The sequence below is a fragment of the Janthinobacterium sp. SUN033 genome (assembly GCF_030397595.1).
GTDB lineage: Bacteria > Pseudomonadota > Gammaproteobacteria > Burkholderiales > Burkholderiaceae_D > Janthinobacterium > Janthinobacterium kumbetense.
This window is the reverse complement of sequence record NZ_JAPQNV010000001.1, coordinates 410,239-434,373: the sequence shown is the minus strand read 5'-3', so window position 1 is coordinate 434,373 and position 24,135 is coordinate 410,239. Positions and strand designations below refer to the sequence as shown.

24 protein-coding genes are annotated in these 24,135 nt (G+C 58.5%); 22 read left to right on the top strand and 2 right to left on the bottom strand.

Going from position 1 to position 24,135, the window contains the following annotated elements; all coding sequences use genetic code 11:
- The first annotated feature begins 20 nt into the window (after positions 1-20).
- The 18 genes from OX460_RS02035 (at position 21) to OX460_RS01950 (ending at position 18,959) form a co-directional block, all read left to right on the top strand.
- Positions 21-2,090 carry a ClpP-like prohead protease/major capsid protein fusion protein gene (locus OX460_RS02035; protein ID WP_289897461.1) on the top strand — a complete coding sequence of 690 codons (2,070 nt, stop codon included), beginning with the start codon at positions 21-23 and terminating at the stop codon, positions 2,088-2,090.
- A gap of 59 nt (positions 2,091-2,149) precedes the next feature.
- Positions 2,150-2,476, top strand: coding sequence for a capsid cement protein (locus OX460_RS02030; RefSeq protein ID WP_289897460.1), 327 nt, complete (start codon positions 2,150-2,152; stop codon positions 2,474-2,476).
- On the top strand, positions 2,476-2,796 hold the full coding sequence (locus tag OX460_RS02025) for a hypothetical protein (RefSeq protein ID WP_289897459.1): 321 nt from the start codon (positions 2,476-2,478) through the stop codon (positions 2,794-2,796). Before OX460_RS02030 ends, OX460_RS02025 begins: the two co-directional genes overlap by 1 nt.
- Positions 2,793-3,236 (top strand): hypothetical protein, encoded by a 444-nt coding sequence (locus tag OX460_RS02020; protein WP_289897458.1) that lies wholly within the window; start codon positions 2,793-2,795, stop codon positions 3,234-3,236. Before OX460_RS02025 ends, OX460_RS02020 begins: the two co-directional genes overlap by 4 nt.
- Before the next feature lie 167 nt (positions 3,237-3,403).
- The gene (locus OX460_RS02015; protein ID WP_289897457.1) at positions 3,404-4,375 is read left to right on the top strand and encodes a hypothetical protein; all 972 of its coding nucleotides are present in this window, start codon (positions 3,404-3,406) and stop codon (positions 4,373-4,375) included.
- Positions 4,376-4,416: 41 nt separating this feature from the next.
- Entirely contained in the window at positions 4,417-4,764 is a 348-nt protein-coding gene (locus tag OX460_RS02010; RefSeq protein ID WP_289897456.1) for a hypothetical protein, read from the top strand.
- A gap of 35 nt (positions 4,765-4,799) precedes the next feature.
- Positions 4,800-5,126, top strand: coding sequence for a DUF1799 domain-containing protein (locus tag OX460_RS02005; protein WP_289897455.1), 327 nt, complete (start codon positions 4,800-4,802; stop codon positions 5,124-5,126).
- On the top strand, positions 5,116-10,350 hold the full coding sequence (locus tag OX460_RS02000; RefSeq protein ID WP_289897454.1) for a tape measure protein: 5,235 nt from the start codon (positions 5,116-5,118) through the stop codon (positions 10,348-10,350). The genes OX460_RS02005 and OX460_RS02000 overlap by 11 nt, the downstream gene beginning before the upstream one ends.
- The gene (locus tag OX460_RS01995) at positions 10,347-11,816 is read left to right on the top strand and encodes a hypothetical protein (RefSeq protein WP_289897453.1); all 1,470 of its coding nucleotides are present in this window, start codon (positions 10,347-10,349) and stop codon (positions 11,814-11,816) included. Before OX460_RS02000 ends, OX460_RS01995 begins: the two co-directional genes overlap by 4 nt.
- On the top strand, positions 11,813-12,844 hold the full coding sequence (locus tag OX460_RS01990) for a hypothetical protein (protein WP_289897452.1): 1,032 nt from the start codon (positions 11,813-11,815) through the stop codon (positions 12,842-12,844). Before OX460_RS01995 ends, OX460_RS01990 begins: the two co-directional genes overlap by 4 nt.
- Before the next feature lie 409 nt (positions 12,845-13,253).
- Positions 13,254-14,063 (top strand): hypothetical protein, encoded by an 810-nt coding sequence (locus OX460_RS01985; protein ID WP_289897451.1) that lies wholly within the window; start codon positions 13,254-13,256, stop codon positions 14,061-14,063.
- Position 14,064: 1 nt separating this feature from the next.
- Positions 14,065-14,895, top strand: a complete 831-nt coding sequence (locus tag OX460_RS01980) for a hypothetical protein (protein ID WP_289897450.1) — start codon at positions 14,065-14,067, stop codon at positions 14,893-14,895.
- A complete protein-coding gene (locus OX460_RS01975; protein ID WP_289897449.1) occupies positions 14,895-16,394 on the top strand; it encodes a tail fiber domain-containing protein in 1,500 nt (499 codons plus the stop codon). Before OX460_RS01980 ends, OX460_RS01975 begins: the two co-directional genes overlap by 1 nt.
- 255 nt (positions 16,395-16,649) lie before the next feature.
- Complete coding sequence (locus OX460_RS01970; RefSeq protein ID WP_289897448.1) at positions 16,650-16,979, top strand: hypothetical protein; 330 nt, start codon at positions 16,650-16,652, stop codon at positions 16,977-16,979.
- Positions 16,976-17,413 (top strand): D-Ala-D-Ala carboxypeptidase family metallohydrolase, encoded by a 438-nt coding sequence (locus OX460_RS01965; protein WP_289897447.1) that lies wholly within the window; start codon positions 16,976-16,978, stop codon positions 17,411-17,413. The genes OX460_RS01970 and OX460_RS01965 overlap by 4 nt, the downstream gene beginning before the upstream one ends.
- On the top strand, positions 17,410-17,805 hold the full coding sequence (locus OX460_RS01960) for a hypothetical protein (protein ID WP_289897446.1): 396 nt from the start codon (positions 17,410-17,412) through the stop codon (positions 17,803-17,805). Before OX460_RS01965 ends, OX460_RS01960 begins: the two co-directional genes overlap by 4 nt.
- Positions 17,802-18,068, top strand: coding sequence for a hypothetical protein (locus OX460_RS01955; RefSeq protein WP_289897445.1), 267 nt, complete (start codon positions 17,802-17,804; stop codon positions 18,066-18,068). The genes OX460_RS01960 and OX460_RS01955 overlap by 4 nt, the downstream gene beginning before the upstream one ends.
- 102 nt (positions 18,069-18,170) lie before the next feature.
- On the top strand, positions 18,171-18,959 hold the full coding sequence (locus OX460_RS01950; protein ID WP_289897444.1) for a DNA adenine methylase: 789 nt from the start codon (positions 18,171-18,173) through the stop codon (positions 18,957-18,959).
- Between the two features lie 42 nt (positions 18,960-19,001).
- Here the strand turns inward: OX460_RS01950 and OX460_RS01945 are convergent, their stop codons facing one another.
- A complete protein-coding gene (locus OX460_RS01945) occupies positions 19,002-19,799 on the bottom strand; it encodes a hypothetical protein (protein WP_289897443.1) in 798 nt (265 codons plus the stop codon).
- A gap of 92 nt (positions 19,800-19,891) precedes the next feature.
- On the opposite strand from OX460_RS01945, the gene OX460_RS01940 reads away from it, so the two are divergent.
- The 3 genes from OX460_RS01940 (at position 19,892) to OX460_RS01930 (ending at position 22,421) form a co-directional block, all read left to right on the top strand.
- Positions 19,892-20,575: an SOS response-associated peptidase family protein gene (locus OX460_RS01940; RefSeq protein WP_289897442.1), complete on the top strand. Its 684-nt coding sequence runs from the start codon at positions 19,892-19,894 to the stop codon at positions 20,573-20,575.
- Between the two features lie 69 nt (positions 20,576-20,644).
- The gene (gene umuD, locus OX460_RS01935; protein WP_289897441.1) at positions 20,645-21,118 is read left to right on the top strand and encodes a translesion error-prone DNA polymerase V autoproteolytic subunit; all 474 of its coding nucleotides are present in this window, start codon (positions 20,645-20,647) and stop codon (positions 21,116-21,118) included.
- Position 21,119: 1 nt separating this feature from the next.
- On the top strand, positions 21,120-22,421 hold the full coding sequence (locus OX460_RS01930) for a Y-family DNA polymerase (RefSeq protein ID WP_289897440.1): 1,302 nt from the start codon (positions 21,120-21,122) through the stop codon (positions 22,419-22,421).
- A 455-nt stretch (positions 22,422-22,876) separates the two neighbouring features.
- Here the strand turns inward: OX460_RS01930 and OX460_RS01925 are convergent, their stop codons facing one another.
- On the bottom strand, positions 22,877-23,092 hold the full coding sequence (locus OX460_RS01925) for a hypothetical protein (RefSeq protein ID WP_289897439.1): 216 nt from the start codon (positions 23,090-23,092) through the stop codon (positions 22,877-22,879).
- A gap of 34 nt (positions 23,093-23,126) precedes the next feature.
- Between OX460_RS01925 and OX460_RS01920 the strand changes: the two genes are divergently transcribed.
- Positions 23,127-24,074, top strand: coding sequence for a contractile injection system protein, VgrG/Pvc8 family (locus OX460_RS01920; RefSeq protein ID WP_289897438.1), 948 nt, complete (start codon positions 23,127-23,129; stop codon positions 24,072-24,074).
- Positions 24,075-24,135: the final 61 nt, after the last annotated feature.

The following is a 24,135-nucleotide window of genomic DNA, read 5'->3' as shown; positions in this document are numbered from 1 at the left end:
CATTGACTAAGGAACGCATCATGCCAAGCCCCAAAGCGACGACAACAGCAACGCCAGAAAAGTGGTACACCATCCGCGCCCAAGCGCGCCCGGCCGCCGGCGTCAACGCTCAAGCTCGCGCCGAAATCCTCATTTATGGCGATATCGGCGAGAGCTGGTATGGCGATACCGTCGCGGCCAAGGACTTTGTGCGCGAGGTGAGCTTGCTGGACGTCGACGCGCTGACCGTGCGCATCAATAGCTATGGTGGTTCCGTGACCGATGGCGTGGCCATCTACAACGCGTTGAAGCGCCACCCGGCCGCCGTCACCACCGTAATCGACGGCATTGCTGCTTCCATCGCCAGTCTGGTCGCGATGGCTGGCGATACCGTCGAAATGGCCGAAAACGCCATGCTGATGATCCATGCCCCCTGGATGTACACGGGCGGCAATAGCGCGTCACTGCGCGAAGATGCCGACATGCTCGACAGCTACGCCGAAGCCATGGCCACCAGCTATATCGCCAAGACTGGCGGTGACAAAGCCGAAATCCTGGCCTTGCTGCAGGACGGCAAAGACCACTGGTACACGGCCGAGGAAGCAATCTCCGCCAAATTCGCCGATGCCGCCATCGCTGCCTTGCCGCTGGCTGCCTCGGCCAGCCTCAACCCATCCATCCAGGCGCGGTATGCATCTTTCCCGCTGCCAGCAGGTCCTGCGGCATCTGTCGCGCCACAACCCACCATCACCCCGAAGGAGAATGCCGTGCCACAACCACTTAATCCGCAAGCCGTGGAGCCGTCCGCTGCCGCTGTTGCGGCCAAGCAGATCGCCGCTGCTGCGCTGGAAGCCGATAAAACCCGTCGTACCTCCATCAGCGCAGCTTTCGCCAAATTCGCCTCGACTGAAGGAGTCAGCGTCCTGGCAGCCGTCTGCGCCGATGATACCGAATGCACGGTCGAAGCGGCCAACACCAAACTGCTGGCGCATTTGGGCGCTGGCGCCAGTTCGGCGGGCGGCGGCCGCATCGTGACGATCGAAGATGAGCGCGACAAGTTCCGGGCCGGCGTCGAGGCGTCGGTGCTGGCACGCTCAAGCCTGGGCAAGGATGACCGCAGCAACAATTTCCGCAGCTACAGCATGCTCGACATTGCCCGCGCCTGCCTGGACCAGGCCGGCATCAATGCCAAGGGCATGGACAAAATGAAGCTGGTGGCCGCCGCCTTTACCCATACCGGCAGCGATTTCCCCATGCTGCTCGGCAACATCGCCGAAAAGGCCATGCTGAAGGGTTACGAAGAAGCCGAAGAAACCTTCCAGCTGTGGACCTCCAAAGGCACGCTGGGTGATTTCAAGGTCGGCAAGCGCGTTGACCTGAACACCTTCCCGTCGCTCGACAAGATCCAGGATGGTGCCGAATACACCTATGCCGACATCGGCGAGCGTGGCGAATCGGTACAACTGGCCACCTACGGCAAGATGTTCTCGCTGACGCGCCAGGCCATCATCAACGACGACCTCGACGCTTTCACCAAAATCCCTAAACGCATGGGCCGCGCCGCGATCCGCACCATCGGCGACCTGGTCTATGCGATCTTGACCAGCAACCCGCGTATGTCGGATGGCATTGCCTTGTTCCATGCTGATCACAAGAATTTACTGCCTGGCGCGGGCATTTCGACCGCCACGGTTGACGCCCTGCAAGTAGCCATGGGCCTGCAAAAGGATGGCACCGGTTCGATTCTCAATCTCGATGTGAAAACGCTGATCGTTCCGCGCGCACTGCGCGGCACGGCCAACGTGGTGCGCGAGAGCGAGTTCGAAGTAGGCGCGGCCAACAAGAACAACACCGTGCCCAACAGTGTGCGCAGCACCTTTGACGTCGTGGCTGACGCCCGCCTGGATGCTAACTCCGCGACCGCATGGTACGGCGTGGCCAGCAAGGACCAACATGACTGCATCGAAGTGCAGTACCTCGACGGCAACGAAGCGCCGACGCTGGAGCAGCAAAACGGCTGGCACGTCGATGGCGTCGAATTCAAGGTGCGCATGGATGCGGGCGTCAAGGCGCTCGACTTCCGCACCATGGCCAAGAACCCGGGCGCCTAAACCGCGCATACCTGGTGCGCTGCTGCGGCGGCGCACTCATCCACGACATAGGAGCCATCATGGCCAAGAACTATATTCAAGAAGGTAACGTCCTGAGCTACACGGCCACTGCCGCTGTCGCGTCTGGTGCGGTGGTGGTAATCGGCAAGCGCATCGCCATCGCCTTGGCCGACATCGCCGTCGGCGAAACTGGCGCGATCACCGCCGAAGGCGTATTTGCAGTCGCCAAGCTGGGCACGGACGTGGTCGACCTTGGCGACCTGCTGTACTGGGATGCTGCCAACAATCGTCTGACTACCACCGCTGCCGGCAACACGGCGGCGGGCTTCGCCGCGGCGCCAGCTGGTGCAGGCGTCGGCAAGGTCAACATCAAGATCAACGCCTGATGTTCGACGTCCTCGAAGCGCGCATGAACTGCACCGCGCATAGAAAACTGGCCAATGCCACGGCCACAATCAATGGTCGGCAAGTGCCGATCATTTTTGATGCCGAATACTCGGCCGCTACGGTGGGCCCGGCCCGTGTGGGCGCCGCTGTGCCACAAATGCAAATCATGAACGCCGATGTGCCGGCTGATTTCGAGGGCAGCACCATCCAGATCGTTATCGGCGCTGCAGGGCAACCGGTGTCCTGGCGGGTTTCCGAGCGCCAGCCTGATGGCGAAGTACCTACTGGTATCACGCTTGTATTGCTGGAGCGGCCATGAACAGCGCTCAATTCGCCATCGTCGGTGCCATTCTCGGTCAGCTGCAGGTCGACCCACCTATGGCGGGCGGCCGTATTTACCGCTCGCGTATGCGCCCGATCAGCGTGGACCAGTCCAGCGCCGTCGTAGTGCGGGTCGAGCGCAGCACCTCGACCTTGGCTGAGATTATTGGTGGCCCCACCACCTGGGCCACGCTGGTCAACGTCGAATGCTATGCACGCGCCACGGGTAGCGAGCCGGACGCGGGTGCCGATGCGTTGCTGGTGGATGTATTCGACCGCCTGGCGCTGGCGCCGACGCTGGGGGGTACTGCCATGTCGTTCGAGCCGCTGCAGGGCGATACGTTGTCGTGGGAAGTTGACGAGCTCGATTCAAAAATAGCCTGCATCACCGCTAAATTCGTGGTGAAGCATCAAACCAAAGGAAGGACTTTGACATGAATGTCGTTTTACCAAAGCCGGCAGCAGCGACCGCGCAAGATACGCCAGCGCCGATTCGCCAGGCTGAGCCGAAAGCGGGCGGCAGCTACACCCGCAATCGTGCTGACGGATCGCTCATCAAGAACCCAGCCCCGGCCCCGGCCACGCAACCCAACCAGGAGTAATCCATGTCTCGCCTCATTCGCAATACGGCGATCCTCGCCAAGATCGAGCCGGTATACGGTGCCGACGCAGTGCCAACTGGCGCGGCCAACGCAATGCTGGTCAGCACGCTGAGCATCAACCCGCTGAACGCCCAAAACGTCGACCGCAACAACATTCGTCCATTTTTGGGCGGTGATGAACAGCTGGTCGGTAGCCGCTATGTCGAGATGGGCTTCGATGTCGAGCTGGTCGGCGCCGGCACGTTGGGCATCGCCCCCGCATGGGGCCCGCTGCTGCGCGCCTGTGGTTTCGCCGAGGTTATCACGGCAGGTGTGCGTGTGGACTATGTCCCGATTTCAACCGGTTTCGAATCGGCCACTATTTACTGGTACGACGATGGCGTGCTGCATAAAGGCTTGGGTGCTCGCGGTACCGCTTCGCTGAAGTTAAGCGTTGGCGAAAAGCCAGTCATCTCGTGCAAGTTCGTCTGCCTGTACGGTGGCATTGGCGTGGCAGCGGCTCCAACGGCAGACCTGGAAGAGTGGCAAGTCCCGGAAATCGTGCTGGATGCCAACTCCGGCAAGCTGATGTGGGGTGCTACACATGCGACCGCTACGCCGCCAGCGCTGGTCGGTGGCGATTCCTACCCGAGTAAGGGGCTGACGATCGATCTGGGTATCACCTCGCCGTTTCAAGCGCTCCTCGGTGGTGAATCCGTACCGATTACCGAGCGCAAGGTAACTGGCGCGGTGCAACTGGAATTGACAGCTGCGCAGGAGGTGGCCGCAATGGCTGCAGTCCTGGCCACAGCCAAAACCAGCCTTGGAATGATCCACGGTACCGTGGCCGGCAGTCGCGTCGCCGTGTTCATGCCAGGTGTGCAGCGCATTGAACCGTCCAAGGAAGATCTTAATGGCGCCCGCATGATCGGCTACAAGCTGCTGGTCAACCCGATTACTGGCAACGACGAAATCCGCATTGCCACCAGTTTCTAAACCCTTGGTGCCAGAGTGCCCTACCCTCAGAAAGAAAAATTATGAAAAAGCAATACAAAATCGTCGTTGGCAATACGGTAGCAGTCCCGGTAGCTGGTTCGCACACCAACGAAAGCGGCAACGCGATCCCATTTAAATTCTCGCTGATCTGCAAACGTCTGGATACCGCTGGCCTGAAAAGTGCATTGAACGGCGGCGATACGCAAGTTGACGATTTTATCGCAGACGTGGCGATGGGTTGGCGCGACCAGCGCCTGGTGCTGGAAGACGACGAAAAACCCGCCGAATTTTGCCAAGAAGCGCTGGCGGCCCTGCTCAGCATTAGCGGCATGGGTATGTTGTGCTTCACCGCCTACATGAAAGAAGCCGGGGCCAAGGCAAAAAACTAAGTCAGGTCGCGCGCTGCGTGGCGCTCGGCCTGGTCGTGTCGGACGAAGATCAAGAGCAGGAGCAGGAATCTACCGATACAGCAGCAGCCGCCTTTGGATTACGGGTAAAGCGCGCGGCTGCTGTTTGCGAAGAGCTTTATTTATGGCCCGAGAATCTACCCAGCTGGAATTTGTTTCAAGCCGTGAGCACGCAGTGGATGGCGGGGATGGCCGGCCCGACAGGGCTGTCCTATCCAGGTGTAGAGGTCGTCATGCGTAAGAACCGCGTCAAGCGGTGTGATGAAGAGCGTATGTTTTTTGAAATTCAATGTATGGAACGGGCGACCTTGAGCGCCTGGAGAGAAAAGACCGATGGGAAATGAATCTCGCGTCATCATTACTGCAGACTCCGCACAGGCGATCCGTGAATTCAATCGCTTGCGCACACAGTCGACATCGTCTCTTCGGGATATCGCTGCGTACAGCGACAAGGTCGGCGCCGCGTTGGGCGCCATCGGCCTGGGCACCGGCCTGGCTGGCATCGTCAAAATGAGTGACGAATACGCCAAGTTCACCGCCCAGTTGCGCCTGGCGACGGTATCTCAACGTGAATACAACGCGGCATATGCCGACGTGAAGCGTATTGCCAACAGCTCACAGCAAGCATTGGACGGCACCGGCACCCTTTATGCCCGTATTGCAAACGGAACCAGGGAGCTGGGCACCACGCAAAAGCAGGTTGCTGAAATCACAGAGACCGTTAATTTGGCCTTGAAGGTCAGCGGCGCAACGGCAACAGAATCTGCATCGGCACAGCTGCAACTGTCGCAAGCATTCGCATCTGGCACGCTTCGTGGCGAGGAATTCAATGCGGTGAATGAAGCTGCCCCCCGTTTGATGAAGGCGCTGGCCGATGGCATGGGATTGCCGATTGGCGCCTTGAAGGGCTTGGCTGGTGAGGGAAAGATTACGTCAAAAATTATGGCAGAGGTCTTGCCAAACGCGCTCGTAGCCTTGCGCGAGGAAGGTAAAAAAGTTGCCACAATCGGTGGTGCTTTCACTGTGCTGAAAAATGAATTCATGGAATTTACGGCCATCAAAGCGCAAGCAAATGGCACCGTGAATATTCTAACCACAAGTATTAAGTTGCTTTCTGACAATATTAACGTGTTGTTTGCGGCCACAGCTGGTTTGTTGACCTTGAAAATGGCCGGGTATTTTTTCATGGGCGTCGCAGCGGTGCAGGCCTATTTTGCTTCAAATGCCGAATTAGCCGCATTACTCGTTGTCGAGCGCGCGGCGTTAATTTCTAAGGCCGAGGCTCTTGTGGCCAGTACCACCGCAGTTTCAGCATCCACCTCGGCCAAGTTGGTCGAGGCTGAAGCGACATTGGCGGGCCTGGTAGCGCAAAAGTCAGCTTTGCTCGCGGCGCGCGAATTGGTGTTCGCTCAATACAATCAGGCAAAGGCAAATATTGCCGCAGCCGAAGCTGCAATTGCAGCAGCATCTTCCGCCGGCGCGCTAAGTTTTGCTTTGCGCGTTGAGCGTGCATCGACGCTCGACCTGGCCGTGGCCGAACAGGCACGAGTGACAGCATTGGCTGAACTTACGGCATCAAGCATCGCTCTTGGGCGCGTTTCGGCACAGTTGGCAACGGCAACGGCATCGGTTACTGCTGCAACAACTGCAGATACCGCTGCGACTGGCGCGCGCACCGCCGCCACGAACGGCTTGAATGGCGCGATCGGACGTACTGCCGTCACTGCGAGCCTTGCTTCCAAGGCGCTGGGCTTCCTGGGTGGTCCGATCGGGATTATCACGACGTTGCTTAGCGTGGGTGCGGCCGCATGGGTATTGTGGGGCAGCAAAGGTAGTGAGGCAGAGAAGGCGGTAACGACAACGCTAGCTGAGGAAATCGACGAATACTTAGCAAACTTGAACAAGCAAATTGAAAAGCTCAAGGAGCGCAACGAGCTTGCAAATAAAAAAATGACAACAGGCGCGGCACCTGAGACGGACGGAGAGAAAAACCGAGAAAGAATCCTGGCTGAAATTAACTCGATCGGCAAGCGTACCGATTTGGATATTGTTGCCAAATCGGCCTTGATGGGTGTTTGGGGCGGTCGACTGAACGAAATCAACCAGGAGATGGAGACATTTAATAGCGAACAGCAAAAAAACAAGGCATTCACGCGTAACGCGGATATCAAGACCTGGTTCGATCAGAATGGTACGGCCGCTCAGAAAATGGCGGCCGAACTTGATGAGCTGAAAAAGAAGTTCGGGGAAATCCCTCCGGAAATGGAAAAGCTGGTAAGGGCTAAATATGCTGACAAGGGCGTTGCTGCCGGCCTCAAAAAAGAGGAACAGGCATACTCCACGTTAATTGCGAGCATCCGCGAGAAGATCGAGGCTGGCCGCCTGGAGAACGCCACCGACGTCGATGCGACCGAAAGCCAGAAGCTGCGAATCAAGCTGGACGAGGCAAGCAAGGTCAACAAACTTAAATTGGCCGATGCGCATCTGACGGCAACCTACGCCGCGCTGGACGAGCTGGCGGCTGTTGAAAAGGTGGCCAAGGCCCGGGCTACCGAAAAGGATGTGTCCACGCACATCCAGGAAAGCACTCTGGCGCGTCAAGACTCCGCGGCCGCGCTGGTGGTGGAGTACCAAATGATGGGCAAGTCTAGCGATGCCCGTGAATTGGCCATGGTGGCAGTCCGCGAGCAGACTGCGCTTGAAAAATTCCTGCTGCAGGAGAAAGTAGCAGGCAAGGTGGTCACCGATGATCAGATCAAGCGCCTGACGGAAGAGGCGGCTGCGCGCGTTCGCGTCGAACAAGCCACGCTCGCGCAGACCAAGGCACTCGGCTATGCCGCCCAGCTGGCGGACGAGAACCGCCGCTTTGCGGCTGAATCACTGTTCGATGAGAAGGCGCGGGCCGCCGCGATGCTCAAAATCGACGCCACCATGTGGCAAGAGCGCATTTTCTTGGCTGGTGCTGGCACAGACGCCCAGAAACGTCTACAGGAAGAATATTCGATCTGGTACAGCAACCAGTTGGCTAAACCCGAGATTGAAGCCAACCGCAAAATGTGGGATTCGATCGAATCAACAGCCAAAGATACCTTTATGTCGATTGGAGATTCCGGCATATCTGCTATTGACCGGATATGGGGCGCACTAAAAAACGGTTTGTTCGCGTGGCTCTACCAGGTGACACTTAAGAAGTGGATTATCAACATCGGTGCGTCGGTGTCCGGGGCTGGGGCAGCCGGCCTTACCTCAGCCGATGGCATTGGACTAACGGGCGGCGCAGCCGGCGGGGGCTTGGGCGGCATTGCTAGCCTGGCGCAAAGTGCCAAAACCGCCTACACCATTGCCTCGCAGGGCTTTGCTGGTATCACAGCCGGCCTTGGCACCAGCGTGGTCAGCCTGGGCAGCTTGTTTGGCTCGACAGCCATTGAAGCCTTCGGCGCCGGCCTGGGCAGCACGGGCCTGGTGGGCGCAGCAGATGCTGCTGGCCTGTATGCAGCTTCGGGCGGTGTGGGGAGCGCTGGCGCCGTTACGGCCGGCGCCTATGCTGGCGCAGCGGTTACGGCTGCCGCCGGCATCGCTGCTGGCGTGCTGGGTGGTCGGATGATTTCTGGCCAGTATGGCAGCAACTCGACTGTGAACGCTGGTACAGGCATCGGCGCAATCGCCGGGGCGTTCATGGGCGGCCCTATCGGTGCGGCCATTGGTGGCGCCCTGGGAGGCGTGATCGGCGGTCTCGGCAACCGCATCTTCGGCATGAGCGACAAGAAGTATGGCGAGACTGGCATTACCGGAACGCTGTCCGGTTCCGGCTTTACCGGCAACGAGTACGCCAAATGGACGCAAAAAGGCGGCTGGCTGCGCAGCGACAAGTCGGACACGGACCGCAAAGCCGTCGACGCCACGACGTCCAATGCTTTTGTGGAGACGTATGCTGCAATTCGCAATGTCTCGGCTACCTTGGCCAATACGCTCGGCGTTGACACGACCAGCCTGGCCACGCGCGCCCAAGCGCTCAACATCAACCTCACCGGCCTCACCACGGAAGCGGATAGATTGGGTGCCGTCACCAAGTTCTTCGAAGGCGTAGGCAACGCGATTGCGTTGGAGCTGGTCCCGAGCCTTGGCCAGTTCAAGGTTGGCAACGAGGAGCTGAGCACGACCCTGCAGCGCGTAGCCGGGAATTACGCCGGCGTCGACGCTGCTCTGCAGCTGATCGGTCGCACGTCGCAAGACGCGTTTGGCGCCGTGGGCGTGGCCACTATTGGTGCGCGCGAGAACCTGATCAAGCTGGCCGGTAGCCTGGACTCGCTCAGCAGCGGGACTAGCTTCTTTGCCGAAAACTTCCTGAGTGAAGCGGAGCAGATGGCGCCCGTGCTGGCGACCGTGGCCGATACGCTGGGCAAGCTTGGCATGGCCGGCACCACGACCATGGACGACTACAAGAAAAAGGTGCTGGGCCTGAACCTGGCCAGCGCGGCGGACCAGGAACTGTATATCAAGCTGCTGGCCCTGGCTCCGGCCTTCAAGGCGGCAGCCGACTACAGCAGCCAGCTGGCCGCCGCTACCGGCAATTACGCTGCCGTGGTCAAAACCGCCAGCGAAATCGCCAGCGAGCGCATGGACTTGCAAAAGCAGCTCAACGAGCTGACGAAAAGCGAAACAGAACTGCTGGCCATCCAGCGCTCCAGCGTCGCCACCGTCAACCGCGCGCTGTTCGACCAGGTGCAGGCGGCAAAGGCGGTAGTTTCGGCCAAGGATGCGCTGGGCAAGGCCTACGAAAAGGAATCGGCAGCGGCCCAGACGGCGCTGGATAAATCGAAGTCGTGGGTGGCCACGCTCAACGGCCTGAACGCCAGCATGGCCTTGGGCAGTCAGTCCATCCTGACGCCAGAGCAACGTTATGCCGAGGCGCGCGCCCAGTTCGAGAAGACCCTGGCAGCAGCCAATGCTGGCGACGCGACGGCGCAGTCTGGCCTATCGGCTGCCGAGCAAGCATTCCTGACGGCCTCGCAGGTGGTAAACGCTTCAGATGCCAAGTATGCGGCTGACTATGCGCGCGTCATCGCCGCCAACGAAGACGCGGCCAAGTGGGCCTCGGCCCAGGTCGACGTGCAGCAGGCCAGCCTGGACGCCATCAAGGCCCAGGTATCGGGCCTGATCACCATCAACGACAGCGTGCTGACGGTGGCGCAAGCCATCGCCAACTTGCATGCGGCGATGGGCATGGCCACCGGGCTTGGTGTGGATTTTACCAATGCGCCAGCAGCAGCTGCACCAGTCGCTTTTTCTAGCGCCCCGGCACCAGTAGTCTTTGACGCCATGCGCTATTCGGCTGGCTCGAATGCCGCTTCCGACGCCTTGGTCGCTGAAATCCGCTCGTTGAATGCCCGGCTGGATGCCCAAACAGCCGAGATCAAGGGCTTGCGCGCCGATCAGGACAAGCAGACCGGTGCCGCTATCAAGGCCACAGTTGAATCAAACGCCGTTGCCGCGAGAACCGTGGTGGATGGCGTTGACAAATCTGCTCGAGCAGCCGCTCGGGTAAAACAGGTGGAGTACAGTAAATGACAGATGCACAATTCCTGGAATGGCTGGAGACACCGTCAGCCATCCGCATGGTGCTTATCGAGGTTCAAGTGAGCGTGGCCGGCCAGGAGGTGACGCGGTACATCGCCTCCCGGTCTTTCCTCACCGGACCGCTTGAAGTACCAGCAAATACCGAGTATCTGCCGCTGGCCACCGGTGGCCTGGCCTTTACCGAGCAGGTCAGCCTGACGGGCGAGGCGGGATTGTCCGGCGGCGATATCGAGCTGGACAATACCGATGGCGCGCTCGATGGCTGGCTCGCCGACGTCTGGCGAAATCGGGCGATCAAGGTCTGGTCGGGCGACTTGCGCTGGCCGCGCGCGGATTTTCGCCTGGTCTTCGACGGCATCGTTGCCGACATTGGCAGTACGGACCGCAATTCGTTCAACCTGGCGCTGCGCGACAAGATGCAACGCCTGGATACGCCCATGACCGAGGTCAAGCTGGGTGGCGTGTCGACGAACAAGGATGTCACGTTGCCCATCCCGCTTGGCGAATGCCACAACGTAGCGCCGCTGCTGACGAACCCGGCGACGCTGGAATACGGATTTCTCGGCGGTGTCGAGTCTATATTCGAGGTGCGCACCAACGGCAAGCCGGTCCCGATTACGATCGACAACGCTGCGGGCCGCTTCAAATTGACCATCAACCCGCTGGCCAACGTGGTGACGGCCAGCGTGCAGGGGGACAACGCTGGCGGCTATGCGCCACGCATCGCACCGCTGGTGCAGCGCATCGCCACCGGCTACGGCAAGGTAGGCGACCGCTTCACTGCCGCCGACCTGGACCTGGCCAATCTGGCCGCCTTCGATGCCGCCCATCCGCAGCTGGTGGGCTTGTACGTAGCGGATCGTACCAACCAGGCGCAGGCTATCCAGCAGTTGGCTGCCAGCGTGGGTGCGCAGGCGCTGATATCGCGCACCGGCAAGCTGCGCCTGATCCAGATCGCGCTGCCGGCCGCTGGCGTACCGGTTGAGATTGGCCCGGACCAGATGCTGGAGGATTCTTTGCACCCTGCGCAGCGCCTGGCCGTGGTGGCGGCCGTCAAGATTGGCTACGACCGGAACTGGACTGTGCAGGCCAACCTGACGACCAGCATCCCGCCCGCGCATGCCGACCTGTACGCCACGGAATGGCTGACGGAAACGGTGGTCGATGAGGCGGTCAAGGCGCGCTACCGCTTGACGGATGACCCGCCGCAGATCGATACCTGCCTCAAAACCACGGAAGACGCCCGCGCGGAAGCGACGCGGCGTTTGGCGCTGCACAAGGTGCAACGCACGATTTACGAGTTTGATGGAGAGCCGGAGATGATGCTGTTGGAACTTGGGCAGCCCGTGGTGCTGCGCGATAAACGTTTTGGCCTGCAAGACGGTGCGCCTGGCGTGGTGGTGATTCTTTCGCCGTCATGGCTGACCGGCCGCGTCACCGTCGGGGTGTTGGTATGACCTCTATCGGCGGTACTCGTGACCGCTTGATCATGAACACCGTCCCGCGCTTCGAGCCGGCCAACGACCGCGTGCTGCTGCTGGCAGCGACGGCACAGGCGTTCAAGGTGGCGGCTACGACAATCGCGGCGCCGGTCAGCATCGATTTCACGGCCGGCCTGGTGAACATGCAGGGCCAGGTGGCGTTTTCCGCCAGCAATGCCAGCGTGTTGACGCGCGTCGGCAACGTGGCCAGCATGACCTATGGCGGCATGGTGGGCGACAGCGTGACGGTGACGGCCAGCATCGTGGTCGACGGCTTGACCTATACAGCAAGCCAGACGGTCAGCAAGATTTTCGACGGCGTAACGGGCAATTCAGCACGGGTCTGCTACAGCAAGACCAGTCTGCTGTCCCTGGCCAGCGCGCCGGCGACGCTCAGCACGGAGGGTGCAGCATCCTATCCGCCGATTGATACCTGGGGCGCCGGCACGGTATGGGAGGGTTCGCCGCCGCTGTTTGGCGCTGGTGAATCGCTGTACCGGTCCGATGGCATTTTCAATCCGGCCAGCGGCACGACCAAATGGGCCGCGCCGTACCTCAACGCACTTAAAGTAGGTCAGTTGAGCGCAATCAGCGCCGACCTGGGCAAGGTGACGGCAGGCGATATCTTCAGCGCGACGCTGCATGGTGGCGCCGGGTATCCGGCTAACAATTACGGATGGCCTAGCAACGGCGGCAGCGGCTTTCATTTGAGCGACAAGGGTTTGCTTATCGGCAATATCAATGTGCCAGGTGGTTTTTTCCAGCTGTCGAGTACGGGCCTTCTTGAGATGCCAGGACTTACCGTGACGCCTGGAACACCGACAACTGCTCCGGTCGCGAGGTTCTCCGGTGAACTGGTGGCGGCTACTGGCACGATTGGCTTGCTGCGCAGTCGCACCAGCGGCGCACGTGTGGAAATCCGTGGCGATGTGCAAAAGGTAATCGGCATCAACGCAAGCGGCGCCGAGGTCGTGGTTGTGCAAATCGGGGACCTGGACGCATGAGCAGCCATGGAGTGTTGTGCAAGGACTTGAATAGCAATGCCATTACGTACGATTCAAGAATCGAGTCCACTCTGTTTTGGCTTGTCCAAGAGGTGATCCCTCGAGGGCAGAACGTGTCGCGGACCTTTTCATATCCTGCGTACGCTGGAAAGAAAATCAGTGCGAGTCTGATCTCGCCCTATCAGGCACCAGGGCTGCCGGCAGGCGGTGGGCAGAGTGATGGATATGGGCTGGACGATGGTGGTGGCGTATTGAGTTGCAAGGTTTCCTACCCATCCGGGATACCTACCGTCACTGTCTTCTCGGACAACGAGGATGACCGGCTTCCCATGGCTAGCAATGGGCTGTTATCAGTTTTTTACACAGGGGCAAAGCTTTGAGAGTCGGGATCGAGACCAAGAACCTAGCGGTGGGGAACATCACCATCGATGCCAGTCATCGTGCGTTCGTTTATTTAGGCAAGAAGGCCATCCCGACCGGAAGCGGCGCCCGATTTACGTCGGTCGACTTTTCCTGCAACGGCGTGCCTCAAGTGTATTTTGATGTCCCGTATAACGTCGTCGGAACTGCTCCTGGTGCGCCCAGGACTGGAATCGCTTTGTGTCGACTGGAGAATCTTGGCGGCTCGTCCTGGCGGGCGACGTTCATCTATAGCCCCCGCATCGTTCTTTTGGGAGCTGGGGGCGTAGTGGAAGATATGGGGCTCAGCCTGCGGATATTTGGACGCCTTGATCTCAACCTGCCAACGCCCCCATATGGCAAGGGGATTATAGTCCGGGCGCTGGATGGATCGATGCTTTTCTGCAGTACCGTGCGCATGCTACGACAGGCAGGGAATACCTACGATACGCAGGCGGTGCTGAAAGTGGATATCCCGGCACAGAATGGGAATGATCCTGAAAATGTAGGCGACACCTTCGTTGATACACCTTTCAACTTGGTGGGCAAGTCTATCCTGGCCAACACTCGCGGGACGATTAGTGGCGCGTACTACCAAGGCACCTTCAATAACGGGGAGGGTATCTTCGAGGATTATTACGACATTCTCAAGTTCAATGCTCTGTACTGGGCATCTGGCTCGCGGCTCTGGGTTCGACGGATACCGACTGATCGCTACCAATACATCACCCAAGCGGGATCGGTTTACTTTATTGACAACTCCAGGCGTTTGCCGGTGTACTCGCGGCTTTCAGTGATCGACAACTCCCAATTCCCATAATATGACCAATCTTCGCATCATCTACGACAACGCCGGCGACCGCGCGGCGCTCACCGCATCCAGCCAGGCTGGCCTGCTGGGCCCGGCCAACCTGCAGCGCGAGCGTAAGTCTTCAGTGCTGCGCTCGGTCGGCACGGCCCTGACCATTACCGCGACGCTGCCGCTGGGCGAGATCGTCGGCGGCGTGGTCTTGCCGTTTTGCAACCTGACTTCGAATGCCAAAATCCGTGTGCGTGGCTATACCGAGCCAGGCGATACCGTGCCGGCGATTGATACCGGCCTGATTCTGGCCTGCGGCTATGCGCCGCTGGGCGCCTGGGACTTTGGGGCCACAGCACTGGCAGCCAATGCTTTTTCATTTGGCGGCGGCGCCTATGCGCGGGCCTGGTTCCCACGCAAGACCGCGCGTCATTTTGTGATCGACCTCGCCGACCCTGGCAATCCGGCCGGCTACGTCGAGTTCTCGCGCCTGGTGATGGGGAACTACTGGGAGCCGGAGAACAACGCCAGCTACGGCGCCAGCGTGACGCCGCTCGATACGTCGACGCTCTACAGAACGGCCGGTGGTGAGCAGCGCGTTGCCGCCGGCAGCACATACCGCAAGTTGTCGTTGTCGCTCGAGCACATGACACCGGTGGATCGCGCCGCGGTGTGGCGCCTGGTGCGCGGCAGCGGCAAGCGCCGGCCGATTCTGGTGAGCTTGTTTCCCGAGAATGCCGATCCTGAGCTGGAGCAAACTCACCAGTTGTACGGCCGCCTTGCTGAACTGGCCGCCGTATCGACACCGTATTTCCAAACTTATGCCACATCGCTTGATATCGAGGAACTGTAATGGATGATATTTTTTACCCAGACATGCCGGATTGGCTCGACAAGCTGAACTTGCTGGCGAAAGGCCAGCTGGAGCCGATCAGGGCTGACTGGGCTGCAGATCCAGGCTCCATTCGGGGAATCCTCAACAAGCCAACGTTGGCCGCCGTGGCTATGTCAGGCAAGAAAGCAGACGTGGGCCTGAGTAAAGTAGACAATACCAGCGATACAGAAAAACCTGTGTCGATAGCGCAGGCAAACGCTCTTGATCTTAAAGCTCCCATCAATAATCCGGTCTTCAAAGGCGTCGTGCGCAATCCGGCCGGCGGGATGGATTTTGGTACTGCCGGTTGCGGCATGTATTCGCCAAGCGTCAACGTGCTGTCGATAGTGACAAATGGCATAGGCAGTATCACGGTATCGCCCGCTGGGGTGACGTTCGCCGGCACTGTGTCAGGCGTTACAAAAGGGATGGTGGGCCTGGGCAACGTGGATAACACCAGCGACGCATTGAAGCCGGTATCAGCGGCCCAAGAAACTGCCATCGGGCTGAAGGCGCCAGTCGACAATCCGGTCTTTACAGGGACTGTCCATATACCAGCGAGTGGGATGGATTTTGGCACCAATGGAACCGGCATTGGTGCCCCGGCTGCAGGCATGCTGGCGATGACGACGAACGGCGTCGAGCGCTACCGCATCTCAAATACTGGCGATGTTACCTTCACTAGCGTCCCCAAAATTACAGCCTCATCGGTTGCTACGTGCGAGATTATTTCGCAGGGGCTAAATGGCTATGGCGTATTTTCTGCAAAGTCCGCCGCTCAGTTGCCGTCCATTTGGGATTCGTATAATGCGAATGGGCTGTGTGGTCGTCTGCTATGCGACAACGCTGCCACCAATTCCACGTTCACGTTCTCGATGCGGAAAGACGGGGTAATGGCGGACGTCCTGGGGATGACTCGCGGCCAGATTTTCCCTTCCGTCGATGGAACTACGGCGCTTGGCGGTGCGTCACAGCGCTGGTCGGTAGTGTTTTCTTCGACAGGCGCGATCAACACTTCCGACGCTACGCTGAAGACGCCTATTCGCCCGATGCTGGAAAATGAGATCGCAGCAGCAATCGAAATTGCTGACAGCATCGGTACATACAAGTGGCTCGAGTCAATTCAGGCCAAAGGTGCGGACGCGCGCCGGCACGTAGGCCTGACGGTACAGGGCGCGATTGCCGTCATGGAGAAAAATGGGCTTGACCCGTTTGAATACGGCTTCATTTGCTACGATCAGTGGGAGGAAGAGCTGGGTTATCGGGCTGCAATCCCGGCTCAGCCTGATGTGGTCGACACTGACGGGACTGTTATTGTCCCGCAAACCGATGCCGTGGAGGCCTCTCAAGTAGTGATCAAGGAGGCCGGTAGCCTCTATTCTCTGCGCACTGACCAGATCAACATGTTTGTGGCTCGTGGCCTGATGGCCCGCCTCGCAAAAACAGAGGAGCGCCTTGCTGCTCTGGAAGCCATGTAGTTCATATCTGTCATTTTCGTCACAAACCCGCTTCGGCGGGTTTTTTTATTTTCCTTCGGCGGAAATACTGTCTCACTTTTCCCTAGAAATGAGACAGCCATCGCCGTAATGTCGGAAGCGTCCCCCCTCCCCTATCTCCTCTTCAAGAAAGACACTATGGCCATCGAAACCACCGCCGCCGGCGGCGCACTGATTAAAATTTTTGGCATCCCGGTACTGGCCGGCGCTGCCGCAACCTCACTGGGATTCATGTTCATGTGGCCAAAAACAGCCAAGGAAGCGGGCGTGCGCTTCTTCGTCACCATTCTCTTTTCCGCCCTGATGGGCCCGGCCCTGGTCGTGGTCGTGCGTAACTGGATGCCGGGCCTGTTCGACAGCGCGCGCGCCGTTGCCGTGCTGTATGGCAGCGACCCGGCCCTGGGCTTCCTCTTCATCGCCGCGCCACTGATGGTGGCCGCCGGATTGCCCGCCTGGTGGGTGCTGGGCGCCACGGTGCGCTGGCTCGATAAACGCAAGGACAAAGACATTGGCGAGCTGGCGCGTGACGCGGCCGCGATCGTCAAGGACGTGCGGGGTGGCCTGTGAACCTGAGCCCACATTTCAGCTTGGCCGAACTGGTCGCCTCACAGGTGGCCACCCGCAAGGGTATCGACAATGCGCCGTCACCGGCCATCATAGCCAACCTCACACGCCTGGCCGCGCTGCTGGAGCAGGTACGCGCGCTGGTGGGCGCACCCATCGCCATTTCCAGCGGCTACCGCTCGCCCGCGCTTAACAAGGCCGTGGGCGGCACCGGCAACAGTGCCCACGTGCTGGGCTTGGCCGCCGATATCAGCACGGCCAAGCTGGTGCCCAAGGCGCTGGCCCTGCTGATCCGGCAAAGCGATATCGCCTTCGACCAGCTGATCTACGAGGGAACGTGGGTGCATATCGGCCTGTCTGCAGGTGCGCCGCGGCGCCAGGTGCTGACTGCCAAGTTTGCCGGCGGCAGCGTCAGCTATGTGACGGGCATCGTATGAGCGCCCTGGGCGCGTTGGCGGCCGGCGCCGTCAGCGGGATATGGAAGGCGGCCACCATCGTACTGGCCGGCGTGCTGTTGCTCGTGGCTAGTTCCAGCGGTACCGGGTGGTGGCTGGCCGCCGGCGACCGGGATGCTGCGCGCGCGGCGCTGGCGCAAGAGCAGCGCGTCAGCGCTGCGTTGCGCGCGTCCATCAGCGAACAAAACCGCGCCATCGATGGCATGGCCAAGGCAACCCTGGCGGCACAGGAGCGCGGCGCAGCGGCGCAGGCGGCCACCGCTGCCAAGAGCAAGAAGTACGACGCAGCGCTGGCGCAGATCGCGGGCGCGCGCGCCGCGACCTGCGATGAGGCGATGCCGGCCGTCAGGCTGCTGCTGGAGGGTGCGCGATGAAATGGATGCCTGTATTGCTGCTGGCCGGTTGCGCCAGCGCGCCGCCGGCGCCGCAGCTGGTCGAAGTTCCCGTCTTTACACCATGTGTAAAGTCGGTACCGCAGCGGCCGGCCTACGAATTCGACCAGCTGGCGCCCGCGGCAACGGATGGCGAGATCGTCCTGGCGCTGGCGCGGGACTGGCCGCGCGGCAGGAAGTATGAAGTGGAGCTGGAGGCGGCAATTGCGGGATGCATTCTGCCAGATGAGAAAGCAGAGCGCTGATTGTCGCTGCGCTAACAGCAGCAATCAGCCGGTGGAGCCTGGTGAGTAGGATTGGATTGCCTCATGGGAGGAATTCGACTTTAACACTAGGAGGTACACATTTTGGCATTACCCATCATCCCCTGGATCGGCGGCAAACGACGCCTGGCCGACCGCATCATTCCGCAATTTCCACCCCACACTTGCTACGTCGAGGTTTTCGCCGGCGGCGCCGCGCTGTACTTCATGCGGCCGCCGGCCGAGGTGGAAGTGCTCAACGACGTCAACGGCGAGCTGATCAACCTATACCGGGTCGTCAAGAATCACCTGGAGGAATTCGTGCGCCAGTTCAAGTGGGCGCTGTCGAGCCGTGAGGTGTTCAAGTGGCTGCAGGAAACGCCGCCGCATACCCTGACGGACCTGCAGCGAGCGGCCCGTTTCTTCTACCTGCAGCAGCATGCCTTCGGCGGCAAGGTCGACGGCCAGACATGGGGTACGGCCACGACCGCGCCGCCGCTCAACCTGCTGCGCATCGAGGAGAACTTATCGGCCGCACACCTGCGCTTGTCTGGTGCCTATATCGAGAATCTGGACTGGTACAAGTGCATGGAGCGTTACGACCGGCCACACACGCTTTTTTACCTTGACCCACCGTACTGGGAGACGGCGGGCTATGGCGTGGAATTTGAATTTGCTCAGTACGAGAAGATGGCCGAGTTGATGGCCAGGCTGAAGGGCAAGGCCATCTTGAGTTTGAATGATCATCCGGACATCCGACGCGTGTTCGCGGATTTTCAGATGGATACGACCGGCATCCAATACAACGTGGGTGGTGGTGGCAAGGCAGTCGAGCGCAGGGAACTGATTATTTATAGCTGGGATAGGAACATCGACCCAGTGGGCCTATTTTAATAACATATTTCCGGTTTAACTTTATGAAATCCGGAAATATTTTTAAAGATATTCTTTTGCCGGTGAGAATTTAGGAAGTTTTATTCCTGGGTAAATTTTCTTCCCGGCTTCTATTAGCTCCATTTGAGTTTCACTTAGTACTCTCATAGTATTTTCTATGAATATATAAATATCGTTGGTGTTGCTAATTATTATTTCCGATTCAACTTCCCCTAACATATCTTTAACTTGCTCTTCAGATAGTTTTTGTTTGTGAATTTCTTTTTCTTTAATTATCGGCTGTATAGTTTCGACATAATATTCATTCCTATGTCTGTGCGCCTCTACAGTTTGATAAAAGCAATCCTGAGCGATACCAAGTTGATGCAGAACCTTGACAGTGTCCACACCACTTAAGAAACTTAAATCTTCATAGGAAAATTTGAGATCAGAGGTATCCTGAAGTCTGTTCGCCGGAAGTTCGAGAGCTCGTTTCAATTCTCTTTTATCCTTATGCTGCTTGCAGGTTTTATTCAATATGATCAATGTATTAAATTGCCTTCCCAGAATAAATAACGCATAGTGCAGACTAGATATCTCATTATTTTTCTTTGTTGTTTCTTCTCTTACAATCGTAAGAACAAAAGCGGACAATGCGCCTATAAATGTTCCACATATCGATATGGTAAATGTTCTAATATTTTCACCATTGTTTCCAATATTTTTCGCAGCGAAAACTGTCAAGGTTAATATGAACAATACAACAAATATGAGAAATTTTCTTTTTCTGATATTTGATAATATTGTTAATTTTACGATGGATAAGTTTTTATATAATTTTTCAAAATTAGTTGATGTCATATTGGCTATTTTGGGTTTATGTGGATTTTTCTGCTATTCTAGTCTAATATTTTTCTGTAACGCTCTTTGACTTTAACTGGTTAAGACATTTCATGTGCGCAGACTATACCCCAAGTACTAATTTTCATATAGATAACCATTTTCATGTGGCTTCACCGCAACTGGTGTTCCCGCTCGAGGCCTGGCCTGGCTACATGGCTCCTATCTTGCGCACTTCCCACGAGGTGCTTGGAGAGCTGGAAATCGCGTCCGCCATGTTCGGCATGGTGCCCCACTGGGCCGACCACAAGCTGGCCCGCCAGACATACAACGCGCGCACCGAGACGGTGGCCAGCAAGCCTTCTTTCCGCAGCGCTTGGAAGCGTAAGCAGTTCTGCATCATTCCAGCGGCGAACTTCTTCGAGCCCAATTACGAAACCGGCAAGCCTGTTCGCTGGCGCATCGAGCGCGCGGATGGCGGCCCGGTGGCCATTGCGGGTATCTGGGAATATCGCCCGGCGGACCAGCTGTTGTCGTTCTCGATGCTGACGATCAACGCCGACGGCCACCCGCTGATGCAGCGCTTCCACAAGCCTGACGATGAAAAACGCATGGTGATGATTTTGGATCCGGACCAGTATCAGGGCTGGTTGGACGGCTCGCTGGTGACTGAGCAGGACGTTTATCGACAGTACCCCTCCGACCTGCTCGTCGCTCAGCCGGATCCTTTGCCCACTCGTACAAGAGCGAAACCGGCGGCGAAGGCTGAGGCTACGCCGCCAGACTCACTTTTCTAGAAACAATTTTATACTTCCTGTTTCTTGCTTCGGCCGATATACTGTATAAAAACACAGTATTGGCCAGCCATGAATGCAACATTAATATTTACTCAACCAAGCCAGCCTGGTGTATTGCAAGTGCCTTTGCCGCTTGCTCAATTTCCTCTTCCCAGCGCGCAGCCGGAAATTTCCCATCGCATATCCGCTGGGTTTCCGTCGCCAGCCGCCGACTACACAGAGGATGGCCTGGACCTGAATGCGCTGCTGGTGCAGCACAAGGCAGCTTCGTTCTTTTTCACGGTCGAAGGTGACTCGATGCGCGATGCCGGCATATTGGATGGCGACAAGGTGGTGGTCGACCGCTCCGTCGCACCGTTGCACGGCCACATTGTCATTGCCGTCATCGACGCCGAATACACCCTCAAGCGCCTGTATTGCCAGCGGGGGAAAGTGGAGCTGCGTCCGGATAATCCAGCGTACAAGGCGATATGCCTGGCTGAAGGTAGCGAGCTACAGATATGGGGCGTGGTGACGGGCGTCGTGCGCAAGCTGCGGGTGTGACATGAGCGCCCCGATCAAGCAGATTTTTGCGCTTGTCGACGTCAACAATATGTACGTCAGCTGCGAACGTGCCTTCAATCCCCGCTTGCGCGACCGTCCGGTGGTGGTCTTGTCGAATAACGACGGCTGTGCCGTGGCCAGGTCTAACGAGGTGAAGGCCTTGGGCGTGCAAATGGGGGCGCCCTGGTTTCAGATGCGCGACTTGGCGCGCCAACATGGGATAGTTGGCTTATCGTCAAACTATACTTTGTACGCGGACATGAGCAACCGCATTATGACCATCCTGCGGACCTACAGTCCCAATGTCGAGGTCTACTCAATCGACGAATCGTTTCTCAGCCTGAAAGGCATGGGCGGCCTGTGGGCATCCCCAACCGCCATGGGTCAAGATATTCGCGCCAGGGTGGCGCAGTGGACCAGCCTACCCGTATGCGTGGGTGTGGGCCATTCGAAGACCTTGGCCAAATTGGCCAACCACGTGGCAAAGAAATTTCCCCTATTCGACAGCGTTGCCGACTTCACGACCATGTCGGATGCTCGAACCGCCTGGCTGCTACAGCGCATTGACGTCGGCGAGGTATGGGGCGTCGGCCGCCGCATCGGCGCCAAGCTACGCGCGATGGGCATCAATACCGTTCAAGATTTGAAAAACGCCCCGCCCAGCACCATGCGGGCACATTTCGGTGTTGTGATCGAGCGCACGTGCAACGAGCTGCGCGGAATTTCCTGCATGGAACTGGAAGAGGTGGCGCCGCCGCGCAAGGAAATTGTATCGTCGCGCTCCTTCGGCGCCATGGTCATGACGGCGGCCGAGCTGGGCGAATCGATATCGACCTACGCCGCGCGCGCCGGCGAGAAGCTGCGCGGACAGCACTCCCTGTGCGGTGCCGTTCATGTTTTCGTGCAAACAAACCGGTTCCGTGAGCAGGACGAGCAATACTCTAACGGCATCACCATCCCGCTGGTCGAGCCCAGCGCCGATAACCGCGTTCTGGCCGGAGCCGCGCTGCACGGCCTGGCCATGATTTTTCGCAATGGCTTCAAATACAAGAAAGCCGGGATCATACTGATGGATCTGCAACCGGATACCCAGCGCCAAGGTGTCTTGTTTGATGGTGGCCAGGATCGTGCTCGATCAGTACGTGCCATGGCCGCCCTCGATGCCCTAAATGAACGGTTCGGCCGCGACACGGTACACCTTGGTTCTGCAGGCTTGGTTAGGCGCTGGGCAATGTTGTCGGAAAACCGCACTCCGCGGTACACTACGAATTGGCAAGAGTTGCCAAAGGTTCTGGCGCATTAGGAAAGCAGTGGCACGCGATTAATTGGCTTAAATTTACCATTCCTGTAGGCAAGTGACTGATTTTAAGCATTATTGGGTTCCGGCTCCGGGCACCAGCGCACAGAATTCAGAAACGTAAAAAAGGCCATTAAACCCAATAAAATCAACGGGTTAGTGGCTTTTTTTACGTCCCGTCATTCCCCTTAATCCAGATTAAACCCGACAAAAACCAGTAGCGATTACGCCAGATTTACGCCGTGATTACGCCTCAACGAGAGGAATGCATGGCTTCACTCAGGAAACGGGTTGGCGGCTGGCGGGCGAAGATCGCCATCCTCGGCACACGGGAATCTAAAACATTCAGCACCTAGGCCGAAGCTGCGGCCTGGGCGTCGGAACGCAAAACCGAAATCCGGCGCGGCGCCGACAGTGGCATTGTCGTCGGGAAAAGCTGCGGCGATGCATTCGACAGGTATCTAGAAGAAATCTCCATCCACAAGCGCGGCGAGCGCCGGGAAAGGCTGCGCCTCACTGCCATCGGCGAAGTGCTCATTGGCGGCGTGAAAATCAAAGATATCAAGCTGGCCAATGTGACGCCCGAACTGCTCGGCACCTGGCGCGATCAGCGCATGACCGGGGGAAACAAGGTCACCGGCGCCACCGTAAATCGTGAGCTGAACTTGCTTTCTCACGTTTTCACGACTACGCGCAGGGAATGGAAATGGCTTGCGGTCAGTCCGACCAGCCGACACCTTCAAACAGCAGCAGGAACACAGCTTTCACAAAACCACCTTGGGCGCCATCATCGAGGCCATCGCCTTCCGCAACGAGCTGGCGTCGGGCGTTTCCGCGCGCCTGCGCGACACGGCCATCGAGCACATCGACCAGACCCACGAAAGCGATGCGGCCTTCCTGCGCCGGCTCGGCAGGAAATACGACGCGGTGGCCACCGTCAAGAACGACACCCTGCTGTTCCTCCCCATCAACCAGAGCCGCACGGCCAACGGCAAGGCGCTGCCCGTGATTCCCATCACGCGCGCCCTGGGCGATGGCCACCGCTACCACAGCGCCGAAAGCGACGCCTACACGGGCGTGCGCGCCTTCTGGTACGACGAGCGCTACGCGCGCCGCCGCAGCGTCGTGGCCGGCGTACCCGGCAACAGCAAGCGCCTGCGCACCACCTTCGCCAATGAAACAGACGCGCGCGCGGCGGCCGTCGCCGAATGGCAGCGCATCCTGCGCGGCCTGGCCACCTTTGAGATGAACCTGGCCCTGGGCAACCCGGCGGTGTTCCCGCAATCGCCCGTGACGGTGCAAGGCTTCAAGCCCGAGATCGACGCCACCGAATGGCTATCGGTCAAGGTCACGCACAGCCTAGGTGGCAACGGCTTTACCACGCGCGTGGAGTTTGAAACGAAGAAAGAAGCGGTCGAGGCCGAGCGCGAGGAAGAGAAAGACCCGGACGAAGGCATCACGGGCGTGGTGGCGAAGTGGAGGGACGTAGCGGCGAAGAAGAAAAAAGCGGGACAAGAACAGGCTGGCGCCACAGGTACGCTCAAGACGCTGGAGCATGTTTACAAGAGCAAGCAGGCCGCGAAGCGGGCGGCGCTGCATGCTTGGAAGCATATCGAAGAAGTACGGGATATTATCCGCGAAAATAAAGAGGAACCTTAGCAACGATCCTCGGTAGTTAGTAGGAATTAATAGTTCATATCTGATTAGAAAAATTGTGTCC